Annotated in this window: 13 protein-coding genes; 7 read left to right on the top strand and 6 right to left on the bottom strand. The window is 61.6% G+C overall.

Translation table 11 applies throughout. From position 1 onward, the window contains the following. Nucleotides 1-46 precede the first annotated feature (46 nt). The 7 genes from ureC (at nucleotide 47) to aidB (ending at nucleotide 6,196) form a co-directional block, all read left to right on the top strand. Nucleotides 47-1,756: an urease subunit alpha gene (gene ureC, locus I3J13_RS22555; protein WP_020808771.1), complete on the top strand. Its 1,710-nt coding sequence runs from the start codon at nucleotides 47-49 to the stop codon at nucleotides 1,754-1,756. A 9-nt stretch (nucleotides 1,757-1,765) separates the two neighbouring features. Further along, on the top strand, nucleotides 1,766-2,449 hold the full coding sequence (locus tag I3J13_RS22550) for a TIGR02117 family protein (RefSeq protein WP_196380291.1): 684 nt from the start codon (nucleotides 1,766-1,768) through the stop codon (nucleotides 2,447-2,449). 143 nt (nucleotides 2,450-2,592) lie between these two features. Then, nucleotides 2,593-3,129: a peroxiredoxin gene (locus I3J13_RS22545; RefSeq protein WP_196380290.1), complete on the top strand. Its 537-nt coding sequence runs from the start codon at nucleotides 2,593-2,595 to the stop codon at nucleotides 3,127-3,129. Nucleotides 3,130-3,438: 309 nt separating this feature from the next. Beyond that, the gene (gene ureE, locus I3J13_RS22540) at nucleotides 3,439-3,924 is read left to right on the top strand and encodes an urease accessory protein UreE (RefSeq protein ID WP_003520598.1); all 486 of its coding nucleotides are present in this window, start codon (nucleotides 3,439-3,441) and stop codon (nucleotides 3,922-3,924) included. Nucleotides 3,925-3,927: 3 nt separating this feature from the next. Next, on the top strand, nucleotides 3,928-4,599 hold the full coding sequence (locus tag I3J13_RS22535) for an urease accessory UreF family protein (RefSeq protein WP_196380289.1): 672 nt from the start codon (nucleotides 3,928-3,930) through the stop codon (nucleotides 4,597-4,599). Between the two features lie 157 nt (nucleotides 4,600-4,756). Next, complete coding sequence (ureG, locus tag I3J13_RS22530; protein WP_003520595.1) at nucleotides 4,757-5,368, top strand: urease accessory protein UreG; 612 nt, start codon at nucleotides 4,757-4,759, stop codon at nucleotides 5,366-5,368. A gap of 3 nt (nucleotides 5,369-5,371) precedes the next feature. After that, on the top strand, nucleotides 5,372-6,196 hold the full coding sequence (gene aidB / locus I3J13_RS22525; protein ID WP_196380288.1) for an AidB family quorum-quenching N-acyl homoserine lactonase: 825 nt from the start codon (nucleotides 5,372-5,374) through the stop codon (nucleotides 6,194-6,196). 72 nt (nucleotides 6,197-6,268) lie between these two features. On the opposite strand, the gene I3J13_RS22520 is transcribed toward aidB, so the two are convergent. The 6 genes from I3J13_RS22520 to I3J13_RS22495 form a co-directional block, all read right to left on the bottom strand. Further along, a complete protein-coding gene (locus tag I3J13_RS22520) occupies nucleotides 6,269-6,958 on the bottom strand; it encodes a Crp/Fnr family transcriptional regulator (RefSeq protein ID WP_196380309.1) in 690 nt (229 codons plus the stop codon). Nucleotides 6,959-7,430: 472 nt separating this feature from the next. Continuing rightward, nucleotides 7,431-10,751, bottom strand: coding sequence for an efflux RND transporter permease subunit (locus I3J13_RS22515; RefSeq protein WP_196380287.1), 3,321 nt, complete (start codon nucleotides 10,749-10,751; stop codon nucleotides 7,431-7,433). A 13-nt stretch (nucleotides 10,752-10,764) separates the two neighbouring features. After that, on the bottom strand, nucleotides 10,765-11,958 hold the full coding sequence (locus I3J13_RS22510; RefSeq protein WP_003520590.1) for an efflux RND transporter periplasmic adaptor subunit: 1,194 nt from the start codon (nucleotides 11,956-11,958) through the stop codon (nucleotides 10,765-10,767). Nucleotides 11,959-12,532: 574 nt separating this feature from the next. Continuing rightward, complete coding sequence (locus I3J13_RS22505) at nucleotides 12,533-13,525, bottom strand: ABC transporter substrate-binding protein (protein ID WP_196380286.1); 993 nt, start codon at nucleotides 13,523-13,525, stop codon at nucleotides 12,533-12,535. Nucleotides 13,526-13,545: 20 nt separating this feature from the next. Then, nucleotides 13,546-14,418 (bottom strand): ABC transporter permease, encoded by an 873-nt coding sequence (locus I3J13_RS22500; RefSeq protein WP_020813654.1) that lies wholly within the window; start codon nucleotides 14,416-14,418, stop codon nucleotides 13,546-13,548. Continuing rightward, nucleotides 14,415-15,290: an ABC transporter permease gene (locus I3J13_RS22495; RefSeq protein WP_174039598.1), complete on the bottom strand. Its 876-nt coding sequence runs from the start codon at nucleotides 15,288-15,290 to the stop codon at nucleotides 14,415-14,417. Before I3J13_RS22495 ends, I3J13_RS22500 begins: the two co-directional genes overlap by 4 nt. Between the last annotated feature and the right edge of the window lie 64 nt (nucleotides 15,291-15,354).

The raw sequence follows: 15,354 nt of genomic DNA, 5'->3' as shown, positions 1-15,354 counted from the left end.
AAGATACGCCCGCGCCGTTCGTTGTGTTTCCAAGGAGCCTGAGCCCATGCCCTACAAGATTTCCCGCGCCGCCTATGCCGGCATGTTCGGCCCGACCGTTGGCGACAAGGTGCGTCTTGCCGATACCGAACTCTTCATCGAGATCGAGAAGGACCACACGATCTATGGCGAGGAAGTGAAATTCGGCGGCGGCAAGGTCATTCGCGACGGCATGGGCCAGAGCCAGGCGACGCGGGCCGAAGGCGCGGTCGATACCGTCATCACCAATGTGGTGATCGTTGACCATAGCGGCATCTACAAGGCGGATGTGGGCCTGAAGAACGGCCGCATCCACGCCATCGGCAAGGCTGGCAATCCCGATACGCAACCGGGCGTGACGATTATCGTCGGCCCCTCGACGGAGGCGATTGCCGGCGAGGGCAGGATACTGACAGCCGGCGGCATGGATGCGCATATCCATTACATCTGCCCGCAGCAGATCGAAGAAGCGCTGATGAGCGGTATTACCTGCATGCTGGGCGGCGGCTCCGGGCCGGCGCATGGCACGCTTGCCACCACCTGCACCGGCGCCTGGCACATCGAGCGGATGATCGAGAGCTTCGACGCCTTCCCGATGAATCTCGGGCTGGCGGGCAAGGGCAATGCCTCGCTGCCGGCCCCTCTGGAAGAGATGATCCTTGCCGGCGCGTCGTCACTGAAGCTGCATGAGGACTGGGGCACGACGCCGGCCGCCATCGACAATTGCCTGACGGTGGCCGATCAATACGATGTGCAGGTGATGATCCACACCGACACGCTGAACGAAAGCGGTTTCGTGGAAGATACGGTCGCCGCCATCAAGGGCCGCACCATCCATGCCTTCCACACCGAAGGGGCGGGCGGCGGGCACGCGCCCGATATCATCAAGGTCTGCGGCAATCCCAACGTCATTCCGTCTTCCACCAACCCGACACGGCCCTATACCGTCAACACGCTCGCCGAACATCTGGACATGCTGATGGTGTGCCACCACCTGTCGCCGTCCATCCCTGAAGATATCGCCTTTGCCGAAAGCCGCATCCGCAAGGAAACCATCGCGGCGGAGGATATTCTTCACGATATCGGCGCGTTTTCGATCATATCTTCCGACAGCCAGGCCATGGGCCGCGTCGGCGAAGTGGCGATCCGTACCTGGCAGACGGCCGACAAGATGAAGCGCCAGCGCGGCCGCCTGAAGGAAGAGACCGGCGAAAACGACAATTTCCGTGTCCGCCGTTACATCGCCAAGTATACCATCAACCCGGCCATCGCCCAGGGTGTCAGCCACGAGATCGGCTCCATCGAAGTCGGCAAGCGCGCCGATCTGGTGTTGTGGAACCCGGCCTTTTTCGGCGTGAAGCCGGAGATGGTGCTGCTCGGCGGCTCGATTGCCGCCGCCCCGATGGGCGATCCGAACGCCTCCATTCCCACGCCGCAGCCGATGCACTACCGGCCGATGTTTGCCGCTTATGGCAAGCTGCGGACCAATTCCTCGGTCACTTTCGTGTCGCAGGCGTCGCTCGATGCCGGCCTTGCCCAGCGCCTCGGCGTCGCCAAGAAGCTGCTGCCGGTGAAGAATGTGCGCGGCGGCATTTCCAAGGCGTCGATGATTCACAATTCGCTCACCCCCCATATCGAGGTCGATCCGGAAACCTACGAAGTGCGGGCGGATGGCGAGCTTTTGACCTGCGAACCGGCAACGGTGCTGCCGATGGCGCAGCGTTATTTCCTGTTCTGACGGCATTTCGTGTTGAGAATTCTCACAAGGCGGATCGGCGGCGGCATGCTGCTGATCCTCCTGTTGCTTCTGCTCGGCACTGTCCTGCCGCGCCCGTTTTTCGCCGGGGATGTGAGCGGCGGCGTGGCGGGCCGCGAAATCCTGCTGTTATCCAACCCGATCCATACCGATATCGCCCTGCCGGTTGACGACGATCTACGGCGGGACTTTTCCGAGTTGCAGGAGGGCGGCATTGCCGTCAACCATCCGGCGGCGGCCTATCTGGTGTTCGGCTGGGGCGGCCGGTCGTTTTATACCGAGACACCCACCTGGGCCGATCTGAAACCCATGCCGGTCCTGCGTTCGCTGACGCTCGACCGGTCGGTGATGCATGTGGATGTGACGGGCGATTTTCCCGCCGATCTTGCCGGGGTAAAGCGCCTTCGCATTTCCGAAGCGGGTTATCGACGCCTCGTGGCCGCCATTCGCGCAAGCTTCCTGCGGGACGATGGCGGGGGCGGGGGCAAGGTGCGGCTGATAGCCGGCGTTTCTTATGGTCTGACGGATGCGTTTTTCGAGGTGAATGGCCGGTTCAACGCCCTTGTCGGTTGCAACACATGGTCGGCTGCGATGCTTCGGGAAGCCGGCATTCGCACTGGCTGGTGGACACCCTTGCCGCCATTTCTGCGCTGGTCGGTGGCGCTGCATAATTGATCCTCGCAAGCTGCGGTTTTCCTCCGGCAAAGCCTATTTTTATGCTGCACCGCAGCGCGTCTTGCGCTATGGAAACGGCAAAAGAATTCCGCGCGGATCGATCCCAAGCGATCCTCGCAAAACGCCAGAACAGGAGACAAGACATGCTCGGCAAAAAAGTGCCCGCCGTAACCTTCCGCACGCGCGTTCGCGATGAGGCCGTCGGTGGCCCCAACCCGTTCCGTTGGCAGGACATGACCTCCGACGATTATTTCAAGGGCAGGAAGGTCGTTCTGTTTTCGCTGCCCGGCGCCTTCACGCCGACCTGCTCGACCTACCAGCTTCCCGATTTCGAAAAGCTGGCGGGCGAGTTCCGCGCGCTCGGCGTCGATGACATCTATTGCCTGTCGGTCAACGATGCTTTCGTCATGAATGCCTGGGCAAAGGGCCAGAACCTCGAAAACGTCAAGGTCATTCCGGATGGTTCGGGTGAGTTCACCCGCAAGATGGGCATGCTGGTCGCCAAGGACAATCTCGGTTTCGGCATGCGCTCCTGGCGTTACGCCGCCGTCGTCAACGATGGCGTCGTCGAGCAGTGGTTCGAGGAAGAGGGCTATTCGGACAATTGCGAATCCGACCCCTATGGCGTTTCCGCGCCGCAGAACATTCTGGAAAACCTGAAGGCACGCGCTGCGGCCTGATTTTGGTTTTGCGATTTTACGAAGGCCCGGCCGCAATGCCGGGCTTTTTTCGTTTTTTGGGACGTGATTGTCTTTCGCGGTGCCGCCTCATCCGCACACCGTCATCCCGGACTACTCTCACGGCGCAGACGCGCCGTGGCTGGATGCCGGATCCAGTCCGGCATGACGGAGGAGAAGTTGCCGGACGCCTCAAGTCTTTCTGCCTGCAATGCCGGCCTTTTTCATGCCTTGCATTCATTCACCTTGAAATCACCCCGCCTATCCGGCAAAAATCGGACCCCCAAGACTGTTTCTGAAACGGATCATCCCATGCTGCGCGTCACCTCCTATCATCCGGCCGGAACTCCTGCCGACGAAGCTTCCGGTTATGTCACCCTGGCGCATGACCAGCGGCATCTGCGCCGCAAGCTGCTGCATCTGCAAAATGACGAGATGGTGATGCTGGACCTGAAGGAAGCCGTGCTGTTTGCCCATGGCGATCTTCTGGTGGTGGAGAACGGCGACTTGATCGAGGTCCGTGCGGCGGATGAAAAGCTGTTCGAAATCAAGGCGAAGGACCGCCTTCACCTGATCGAGCTTGCCTGGCATCTGGGCAACCGGCATCTTTCCGCGCAGATCGAGGAAGAGCGTATTCTCATTTTGCGCGACCATGTCATTCGCGCCATGCTGGAAGGTCTGGGCGCCACCGTGCGTGAGGTGGAAGAGCCATTCCAGCCGGCGCGCGGCGCTTACCACGCCCATGGCGGCCATTCCCATGGTCATGACCACGGGCATCACCATCACGATCACGGCTGAGCCGTGAGCGAAGATCGCGGCGTCGCCGCGTTGCTACGGCTGATGGCCTGGATGTCGCCGGCTTTTCCCGTCGGCGGTTTTTCCTATTCCGGCGGGCTTGAAAAGGCGGTGGAGGATCGGCGCGTCGGCGATGCGGCAGCCCTGCGCGACTGGCTCGAAACGCTGCTGCGCCACGGCAGCCTGTGGAACGATGCGGTGTTTCTGGCGCATGCCTGGCGCAGCGCCGGGAACGCGGCCGTCTTGAGCGAAACGGCCGATCTGGCGCGGGCGCTGGCCGGTTCGGCGGAGCGATACCGCGAGACGGTGCTTCTGGGCGATGCTTTCGTTTCTGCCGCCGGGGCATGGCCGCATGCGGTTCTGGACCTGCTGCCGAAAGACGTTCCCTATCCCATCGCCGTCGGCGCGGTCGCTTCCGGCCATGCGGTGCCGCTCAGGGAAACGATTGCCGCCTTTTTGCATGCCGGGGCCTCGCAGATCGTTTCAGCGGGCATCCGCCTCGGGGTCGCGGGACAGAAGGATGGCGTTACCATTCTGGCCGCAAGCGAGGCGATCATCACGGCGATGGCGGCGCGGGCGATGCAATCCACGCTCGACGATCTCGGCAGCGCGACGATCATCGCCGATACGGCAGCCATGCGCCATGAAACGCAGGGCACGCGGCTTTTCCGCTCCTGATCGCGCTGCATGACGATCGTATTGAACGAGCGGATGCCGCTTGTTTCTTCTCCCCGCCGGGGAGAAGAAACTCGCGGCACGATCCTTGCATATATTGAAGCGTCCCGCTGAGGGACTATGTGAGACAATAGCAAAGCATATCGAAGGGAACAGAGTGATGAAATCGGGTAATGGGCCGCTGCGCGTCGGCATTGGCGGGCCGGTCGGTTCTGGCAAGACGGCGCTGACGGAGAAGCTCTGCAAGGCGATGAGCGCCGATTATTCCGTCGCGGTCGTCACCAACGATATCTACACTAAGGAAGATGCCGAGGCGCTGGTGCGCATGCAGGCACTGCCGTCCGAGCGTATCGTCGGGGTCGAGACGGGCGGTTGCCCGCATACGGCCATTCGTGAGGATGCGACGATCAATCTGCAGGCGATTGCCGGGCTCAATGCGCGCTTTCCCGATCTCGACGTGGTCTTCATCGAATCCGGCGGCGACAATCTCGCGGCGACCTTTTCGCCCGATCTGGCCGATATCACCATCTATGTCATCTCCGTTTGCCAGGGTGAGGAAATTCCGCGCAAGGGCGGGCCGGGCATCACCCGCTCGGACCTTCTGGTCATCAACAAGAAGGACCTTGCGCCCTATGTCGGCGCTGACCTCACCGTCATGGACAGCGACGCGACCCGCATGCGCAACGCCATGCCCTTCGTTTTCACCGATATGAAACGCGGCGACGGCGTGGATCGCATCGTCGGTTTCCTGAAAGAGCAGGGCGGTCTCTGACATATGGCTATCTCCCGCCGTTTCGGCGCTTATGAGGTTTCCCGTTTTGTCGACGGTGTCTACAAGGCGCCCGTCGGCCATCTCATCCATCGTCAGGGCGCTGAAGCGCTGGCTGCGGCCCTTGCCGGCCATCAGGGCGAAACGGTGGACATGGATGTCAACTGCTTTGCGCTGTCCGGGCCTGACGGCATCTGGCTGATCGATGCCGGTTGCGGCACAGCCTGGGGTGCAGCCTATGGCCATGCCCGCGCGGCGATGATTGCCGCCGGGATTCAGCCGGCCGATGTGAGGCGTGTCATCCTCACCCATATTCATGGCGACCATGCGCTTGGCCTCATCGATGGTGACCAGCCTTATTTTCCCGATGCCGACATATGGGTGCCCGAGGCCGATCTCGGCTTTTTCAGCAGCGCGGAGGCGCGCAAGAACCTGCCGCCCGCCCGGCAGGGCGGTTTCGACCTTGCCGCGCGGCTGCTCGACATTTGCAGCCCGATGCTGCGGCCGATCCCCATGGGCGTGGTTGCCGAGGGTATCGAGGCAGTCGCCATGCCCGGCCATACGCCGGGGCATACCGGTTATCTGATCGGCAGTGGCGATGAGCGGCTGTTATTATGGGGCGACGTGCTGCATGTCAGCGCGTTGCAGGTGAAAGATCCCGGCGTCGGTTTCGTCTACGATATCGATTCCGCGCTTGCTTATGAAACACGCCTCAAGGCGCTGGCCGAGGCCGCCGATCATGGCTGGCTGGTTTCCGGCGGTCATCTCGGCGGATTTTTCCGTGTCGAGCAGCAGGGTGACAGCTTCCGCTTCGTGCCGCAGCCGGACTGATTTTCCGATTTCGGACATGCAGAAGGGCGGAATGACTGATGGCATCCCGCCCTTTCTCCTCTCCCGGTATTTTCAGATCTGCTTCAGCGCGGCGACGTCATTGACCTGCACGATGCGTCCGCGCACGGTAACGCCAGCCTTTTTCAGCGCCGAAAAGGCGCGCGACAGCGCTTCCGGCGCGAGGCCGAGTTTGCCGGCGAGCAGGCTTTTCTGGAATGGCAGCCGCAGCGAAAAGGATGTCGCATCGCGCGGGCCCTGATTGATGAGGTAATGGGCGACACGTTGCGGCGCCGTCTGCAGCCGGTCGTTGGCAATGCAATCCATGGTGGCCAGCAGGCTGTTGGACAGGCAGCGCATGACGGCCTTGGCGATCGCCGGCTCCTGATCGATCAGGCTGCGGATTCTCGCAAGTTCGAACCGCGCCACGGTGCAGCTTTCCGCCGCCTGCGCGCTGTAGCGATAGGTATCGCTGCCGAAAATCAGGCATTCGTTGAAGGTATCGCCGGGGCCGCTGACGCGCACATCCGCCTCGCGCCCGTGCCGGTCCAGCCGGTAAAGCCTGATATAACCCGACAGCACGCAGTAAAAATGCTGCGCCGCTTCGCCTTCCTTGAAGAGCACATGGCGGGCGTTCACATTGGTGATGGCCGCCGCCTCCATCAGCTTCAACGCTGCCGCATCATCCGCTATCCCGATCAAGGGTGCACGCAGCAGAATATTCCTGTCCCTGTTGCTCAGCTTCACGGTCTTGTTCACGTCCATCCGGCTCCCGCTCATACCTTTTGCCGGGCTGTCCGAAGCGATACGAAACCGGGGATGTTCGTGTTCCCGCACGCCTATCTGAAAAGAGCTCATCGCATTATCCTTCGACCGGCAATTCCCGATGCGAGGGAGATTAGCAGTTCACCTGGAAAGCGAATTGATTTCGATCAAACAGGATTGCAGTCGTTACGGGGAGGAAATGACTGGGCCATTCGTGCTTCAAAGCACGGTGGAGCAGATGGAGCGGGCGAGTGCCACATATTTCTTCTCCCCGAGGGGGAGAAGGTCGCGGCAGCGGGATGAGGGGGCGAGGGTTGAGATGTTCGGAGAAGGTACCCCCTCATCCGACCCTTCGGGCCACCTTCTCCCCCTCGGGGAGAAGAAACAGGCGGCGACGTTTTGCCCTTTAAGCATCCCCCAAAAGAAAACGCCGGGCACAGGGCCCGGCGTTTCAATCGTTATTCTGCAAGCTTCACTCCGCAGCGAGCGGCGGTAGCCGTAATATGTTGCTGCCCTTGTCCGCGGCCTTGTCGCCGGTGCCCTTTTCCATGCTGGCGACGCGTACCTCCAGCGAGGAGAGCGCCAGGCTGTTTTCGCGGGCGATCTCCGAGAGTTTCTCGTTGGAGAGGGCCTCTTCCTCCTCTTCCTTCTTGCCGACGAAGCGGCCGAAGAGGTGGGCGAGCAGGCGCGACAGGTCGTCCATGATGAGGAAGAAGGCCGGCACCACGATGAGCGACAGCACCGTCGAGACGATGATGCCGCCGATCACCGCAATCGCCATCGGCGCGCGGAACGAACCGCCTTCGCCGACGCCGAGCGCGGAGGGCAACATGCCCGCCGACATGGCGATGGAGGTCATGATGATCGGGCGGGCGCGCTTGCGGCCGGCCTCGACCATGGCATGTACCCGTTCCATGCCGTGACGGCGCATTTCGATGGCGAAATCCACCAGCAGGATGGCGTTCTTCGTCACGATGCCCATCAGCATCAGGATGCCGATGAGAACGGGCATGGACAGCGCGTTCTGCGTGATGATGAGCGCGACCGCCACGCCGCCGATGGCAAGCGGCAGCGAGAACAGGATGGTGAAGGGCTGGATGACATCCTTGAACAGCAGGATGAGCACGACCAGCACCAGCATCAGACCGAGCAGCATGGCGTTGACGAAGCCCTGCTGCATTTCGCCCTGCACCTTGGCGTCGCCGCTTTCGGCAAGGCGAACGCTTGCCGGCAGGTCGGTTTCCGACACGATGCGCTTGAACTCGGCCGTCGAGGTATCGAGCGCCGTGCCGAAGGGAACGTCGGAGCCGATGGAGACCACGCGGTTGCGGTCGTTGCGCTTGATCGAGCTTGGACCTTCCGAATAGTCGATATCGGCAACGCTGTAGAGCGGTACCAGCGACCCGGAGGCGGTCTTGATCTTCAGCGCGCGGATGGTGGCGAGATCGCGGCGGGTATCGAGCGAGGCCTGCACGCGGATCGGAATCTGCCGGTCATCCAGCGAAATCTTCGTCAGCTGCGCATCGATATCGCCGATGGTGGCGACACGCACGGTCTGCGAAATCTGCTGCGGCGTGATGCCGAGACGGGCGATTTCATCCTTGCGCGGGCGGATTTGCAGTTCGGGGCGGGGCAGGGCACCTTCCGAGCTGACATTGGCAAGGATGGGCGAGGCGCGCAGGCGGCTCTCGAGAATACCGACGGCGTCGTTCAGATCCTTCTCGTTCGTCGAGAGGAAGTTGAAGGAGAGCTCGCGTTCCGCACGGTCGTTCAGCTTGATGATGCGGACATCCGGAATGCCGCGCACCTGCGCGAAAATATCCCGTTCCACATCCCATTGCGGACGTATGCGGCCCTTTTCCTCCACCTTCGGCAGATATTGGCCGATGAGCGGAATGGAGCCCAGCCCCTTGTTGACCACCAGCTTGAGCAGCGAATGATCGATGTGCTGGAGGATGACGTTGACGGTGGCGCGGCGAAGCTCCAGATCGCCCTTGGGCGAAGCGCCGCCGAGGATGAAGACGCTTTCGACGCCGTTGATGTCACGCAGGGCATGATAAATCTGGGTCGTCGTGCGGTCGGTTTCGTCGAGCGTCGCATTGGGCGGCAGTTCCACCGAAAGCGTCACGCGCGAGGCGTCGTCCGGCGGCAGGAAGCTGCCCGGAACGCCGGCAAGCAGAATGACGGAAGCGACGAGGAAGCCGATGGCGCCGAGCAGTGTCAGATAGCGCGCCCACCATTTGCGGGTGGTGGCGGTCACCATGCGCGTATAGGCCTTCATCAGCCGGCTGTCATTGTCGTGGTGATCGTCCATCGCATCTTCGGCGCGCATCAGATAGGCCGCCATCAAGGGTGTGATGAGACGGGCCACGGCGAGCGAGAAGAACACCGAGAAGGCGACGGTGAGGCCGAACTGGATGAAGTACTGGCCGGGAATGCCGGGCATGAACGACACCGGCACGAAGACGGCGATGATGGTGAAGCTGGTGGCGATGACGGCAAGGCCGATTTCATCTGCCGCTTCGAGTGCCGCCCGATAGGGCGTCTTGCCCATCTTGATATGGCGGGCGATGTTCTCGATTTCCACGATGGCGTCGTCCACGAGAATACCCGTGGCGAGCGTGAGCGCCAGGAAGCTGACGAGGTTGAGCGAGAAGCCCATAATATCCATGATCCAGAAGGTCGGGATCGCGGAAAGCGGCAGCGCCACGGCGGCAATCAGGGTTGCGCGCCAGTTGCGCAGGAAGAGCAGGACGACGATGACGGCGAGGATCGCGCCTTCGATCAGCGTGTCGAGCGCGGCCTTGTAGTTGCCATAGGTGAAATAGACGGCGTCATCGACCATTTCAATCGACACATCCGGATGATTCTTGCGCACCTCATCGAGGCTTGCCGCCACGGTTTCGGCGACCGATACCTCGCTCGCACCCTTGGAACGGAACACCGCGAAGGTGACGGCGGGGTTGCCGTTGAAGCGCGAGAAGGATTTCTGTTCCTGATAGGTGTCGGTGACCGTGCCGAGCTCGGAGAGCTTGACGAAGCGGCCGTTGGAAAGCGCAATCGTGGTGTTGGCGAGCTGGCTCACATCGCGCGTGTCGCCGAGCGTGCGGATGGTCTGCTCGTTGCCGCCGACCTGGCCGCGGCCGGAACCGAGATCGATATTGGTGCCGCGCAGCTGGCTGTTCACCTCGGTTGCGGTGATGCCATAGGCGTCGAGCTTTTCGGGGCTCAGCGATACGCGCACCTCGCGGTCCGCGCCGCCGTAGCGGTCGACCTTGCCGATGCCGGACTGGCCCTGGAGCGAACGCTTGATCGTGTCATCCACGAACCAGGACAGTTCTTCCAGCGTCATGTTGGGCGAAGAGACGGCGAAGGTCTGGATCGCCTGTCCCTCGACGTCGATCTTGCTGACGACGGGCACTTCGATATCGGCGGGCAGATCGCTGCGGATCTTGTCGATGGCGTCCTTGGTGTCCTGAACCGCTTCTTCCGTCGGCTTTTCGATGCGGAAGACAACCGTTGTCGTCGACTGTCCGTCGACCACGGTGGACTGGATTTCGTCGACGCCGCTGATGGCGGCGACGGCGTCCTCGATCTCCTTCGTCACCTGCATTTCCAGCTCGGACGGCGAAGCGCCGCTCTGGGTGACCGTGACGGCCACGACGGGAACGTCGATGTTCGGAAAACGGGTGATGGGCAGGGTGTTGAACGCCTGCATGCCGAGGATCATCAAAAGCGCGAAGCCGAGCAGCGGCGCAATCGGGTTACGGATTGACCATGCGGAAAAGTTCATCTCATTCCCTCAGTCAGTTGGACGCAGCCGTCTGGGCTTCCACCGGTCTTATCCGGTCACCATCACGCACGAATGCTCCAGCTTTCTCGACAACCTTGTCTCCAGCGGCAAGACCGCTGACAATCTCGATAAAACCGCCGTCTTCGATGCCGGTCTCGATCTTCACCTGCTTGACGACGTCGCCTTCCACCTTGCGGGTGGTCGAGCCTTCACGCCCGGAGGTGACGGCCGACAGCGGCAAAGCGAGCGCATTCGTCTCCTCGACGATGATCGCCGCGCTGGCATACATGCCGGAACGCGCCGGGCTGTCGGTCGGCAGAACCACATGCACGGAGCCGAGGCGCGTCGTCGGGTCGACGGTGGGTGAAACGAGGCGCACCTTGCCCTCTATTTTCTCAGCTCCGCCGGCAACCGTCAAATAGGCTTTCTGGCCTGCCTTGACCTTCTGGATATCGGTCTCGGAGAGATCGGCGACGAGTTCTATCGCGCCGTCCTTGATGACGGTGAACAGCGGATTTCCCGCACCGCTGGCGATTGCGCCAACCTTGGCGTTCTTGGCGGATACGATGCCGGCGACCGGGGTTTTCACGCCGGTGCGCGTCAGCTTCAGATCGATGTCATCGATCTGCGCGTCGACGACCTTGATGTCGGCTTCGCCGGCGGAAACGGCCTGTTTGGCCGCATCGAGGCGGGCCTGCGCCACCTGAGCGGCCGCTTCGGTCTTTTCCGTCTCGGAGACGGAGCCGGAGCCGCTCTGGCCGAGCTTGGCGGCGCGGTCGCGCTGGCGAAGGGCGTCATTGAGATTGGCCTGCGCTTCCAGCACCTGCGCCTTCGACTGGGTGACGGAGGCTTCGGCCTTGGCCTTGTTGGCCTCAAGCTGGCTCTTTTGCAGCACGAGGCTGTCGGAGGACAGCACGGCCAGAACCGCATTCGCTTCCACCCGGTCGCCGATATCGGCGTTCAGCGTGTCGATCGACAGGCCGTCGACCAGCGGCTGGACGTAGATCTCGTCCACGGGGCGGATCGTGCCGGTGGCGATGATGCGGTCCACGAGATCGCGTTTTGCCGCATGGGCGACGATGATGGAAGGCAGGTTCTGCTGTTTGACCGGCGCCTGCGCCTCTCCCTCGGCGGCTGCGGAGAGGGGAAGCGCCGTTGCGGAAAGAAGAAGGAATACAAAGCGGTTAAACGTGACTTTATGCTGCATGTGTCTTGGCTCGCGCAATATCCGATCGCATGTCCTGCAGCCCCAGGGCTCATTTTTAAAAGGTCATGCGATAGCGAATGTGAAACAAGGGATCACAATACTTCCTTTTCGATCCTCCCGATTCAAACGCCCCTCAACGCGAATCTTAAGCACCTTTGCCCTGTGCTTATTTTACAAGATCAAATTTGGCAGTCTTGTGGGCGGGACTGTAATTCTTGTTGTCGTACAAATCAATCCGCATAGCCGCGATGGTTGATATACATTTTTGTATAGGTCGGGATATTGTAATTCGTCAAATGGGTTACCAGTGGAGTGCATGTTCGCATTGTTCGTAAAGTTTCGCAAAATCTGTGCGTTTTGGCAAAACGTATCATCCGCATACCGTCACCCCGGACTAGATCCGGGGTCCAGCGCGATCAAGTCCTTGATCGCGAGAGACTCTTTTCACGGCGCAGACGCGCCGTGGCTGGATGCCGGATCTAGTCCGGCATGACGGAGGAGAGGTCTTAAATTTTCTTCGTGAATCCGAACGCGCGGAAATACCGCGCGTTCGGTGATTTGGCGGTCGGTCCGACTATTTCAGCGCCGCATCGGTGATTTCGGTGGTGAAGGCGCCAGTCGGTTCCTTGGTGATGACCGGATCGGAACCGCCGCCCAGCAGCGTCTTGACGGTACGGTCATAGTCCGCCTTGTCGAGTGCGCCCTTCGAGCCGGCGGTGAGTTTTGCCACTTCGCCCATCATGCGCTTCTGGTGTTTTTCGGTCTGGGCGCCGGAGGCGTCGTTTTCCAGCACGATGCCGGCGGCATCGTCCGGGTTTTCTTCCGCCCATTTCCAGCCCTTCATCGAAGCGCGGACGAATTTGACCATGTCTTCCTTGAACTTGGCGTCCTTCAGCTTGTCTTCCAGAACGTAAAGCCCGTCTTCCAGCGTCGCCACGCCTTCCGCCTCGTATTTGAAGGTGACGAGTTCCTCCGGCTTGATGCCGGCATCGATGACCTGCCAATATTCATTATAGGTCATGGTGGAAATGCAGGCGGCCTGTTTCTGCAGCAGTGGATCGACATTGAAGCCCTGTTTCAGAACGGTCACGCCGTCCGCCCCACCGGTGGTCGGGATTTTCAGGTGCGCCATCCACGACAGGAACGGATATTCATTGCCGAAGAACCAGACGCCCAGCGTCTTGCCCTTGAAATCCTCCGGCTTGGTGATGCCGGTTTCTTTCAGGCAGGTCAGCATCATGCCTGACGATTTGAACGGTTGGGCGATATTGACCAGCGGCACGCCCTTTTCGCGGGTGGCGAGTGCGGATGGCATCCAGTCGACGATGACGTCAGCACCGCCGCCGGCCAGAACCTGCGCCGGTGCAATGTCCGGGCCGCCGGGCTTGATGTCGACATCGAGGCCTTCGGCTTCGTAAAAACCCTTGTCCTTGGCCACGTAATATCCGGCGAACTGCGCCTGGGTGACCCATTTCAGCTGCAGGGTGATCTTGTCGGCGGCCTGCGCTCCGAAAGCGGTCAGGAGTGATGCGCCGGCAAGAAGCATGGATGCAAGTTTCATTTTCATCGCTGTTCCCTTTTTCATTATTACGTTCGTCCCCCACGGACGGACGGATGCCAGAAGGTGACGGCCCGCTCCGCGAGCGCCACGAGACCATAAAAGCCGGAGCCGGCGAGCGCGGCGACCGCGATTTCGGCCCAGACCATATCGACATTGCTACGGCCCATTTCCGCCGAGATGCGGAAACCCATGCCGACGATGGGCGTGCCGAAAAACTCCGCGACGATGGCGCCGATCAGCGCCAGCGTGGAATTGATCTTCAGCGCGTTGAAGATGAAGGGCCAGGCGGCGGGCAGGCGCAGCTTCACCAATGTCTGCCACCAGCCGGCGGCATAGGTGCGCATCAGGTCGCGCTCCATGTGGCTGGAAGCGGCAAGCCCCTGCACCGTGTTCACCAGCATGGGGAAGAAGGTCATGATGACGACGACGGCGACTTTCGACTGCCAGTCGAAGCCGAACCACATGACCATGATCGGTGCTACGCCGACGACCGGCAGAGCCGAGACGAAATTGCCGATGGGCAGCAGCCCGCGCTGCAGGAAAGGCGAGCGGTCGATGAGAATGGCGACGAGGAAACCGAGGCCGCAGCCCAGCACATAACCCGTCAGCACCGATTTGATGAAGGTCTGGCGGAAATCGGCCCAGAGGATCGGCAGGGAGCCGGCGAGCCGTGCGAGGATGGCGCTTGGGGCCGGCAGCAGGATGGGCGGCACGGAGAAACCGCGCACCACGCCTTCCCAGAGTGCGAGGATCGCCAGTCCGAAGAGGAGCGGCACGGCGATGCGGCCGATACGTTTTGCCGCTGGTGTGGAGAAACGGCGGCGCACCAGCCATTCGTTGAAGGCCCAGGCGGCAAGCCAGAACAGGATCGCGCCGAAAAACCAGCCGGGATGGGTCATGGCCGGGCTCCCATTCTCTTGAGGACGGCGGCATGGGCGATGCCGATGATGGACACCAGAAGGGCAGCCACACCGGCGGCCATGAACAGCGCCGCCCATATCTGCACCGTCTGGCCGTAATAGGAGCCGGAAAGCAGGCGCGCGCCGAGCCCGGCAACGGCGCCTGTCGGCAATTCACCGACGATGGCGCCGACCAGCGCGATGGCGACGGCGATCTTCAGCGAGGTGAAGAGATAGGGCAGGGCTGCGGGCCAGCGCAGCTTCCAGAATATCTGGCCGGGCGAGGCATTATAGGTGTGCATCAGGTCGAGCTGGATCGTCTCCGGGCTTCTGAGGCCCTTCACCATGCCGACGACGATGGGGAAGAAGGAAAGATAGGTGGAGATCAGCGCCTTCGGCAGCAGCCCGGAAATGCCGATGGAATTCAGGACGACGATGATCATCGGCGCGACGGCGAGGATCGGAATGGTCTGGCTGGCGATGATCCACGGCATGACGGAGCGGTCCATGGCGCGGTTATGCACGATGGCGACGGCAAGCAGGATGCCGAGCGCCGCACCGATGGCGAAACCGAGTAGCGTGGCCGAAAGCGTGACGCCGGCGTGATAGATGAGGCTGCGTTTGGAGGTGATGGCCTTGTTGACCGTGGTGTCCCACAGTTCGGCGGCAATCTGGTGCGGGGCGGGGAGAACCGGGCGTTCCTGGGCGAAGGTTTGCGGCAGGAGTTCGAAGAAGCCCGGCGTTTGACCGGCGCGGGTGGCCTGGTCGCGGGCGAATGGCATGTTGAGGTAGACGACCGCGAGGTGCCAGAGGATGAGGATGGCGAGGAGGACGGTGAGGATGGGGAGGATGCGGTGGCGGAGGAGGGTCATTGCGGTGCCCTCGGTGGGTGGGGGTTACGTTTGCTCCGAGGGTGCGGTTTACCCCCCTCTGTCC

Source organism: Agrobacterium leguminum, assembly GCF_015704895.1.
Taxonomy (GTDB): domain Bacteria; phylum Pseudomonadota; class Alphaproteobacteria; order Rhizobiales; family Rhizobiaceae; genus Agrobacterium; species Agrobacterium leguminum.
The sequence above is the reverse complement of the archived record's forward strand: the minus strand, read 5'-3'. Positions and strand labels throughout refer to the sequence as shown.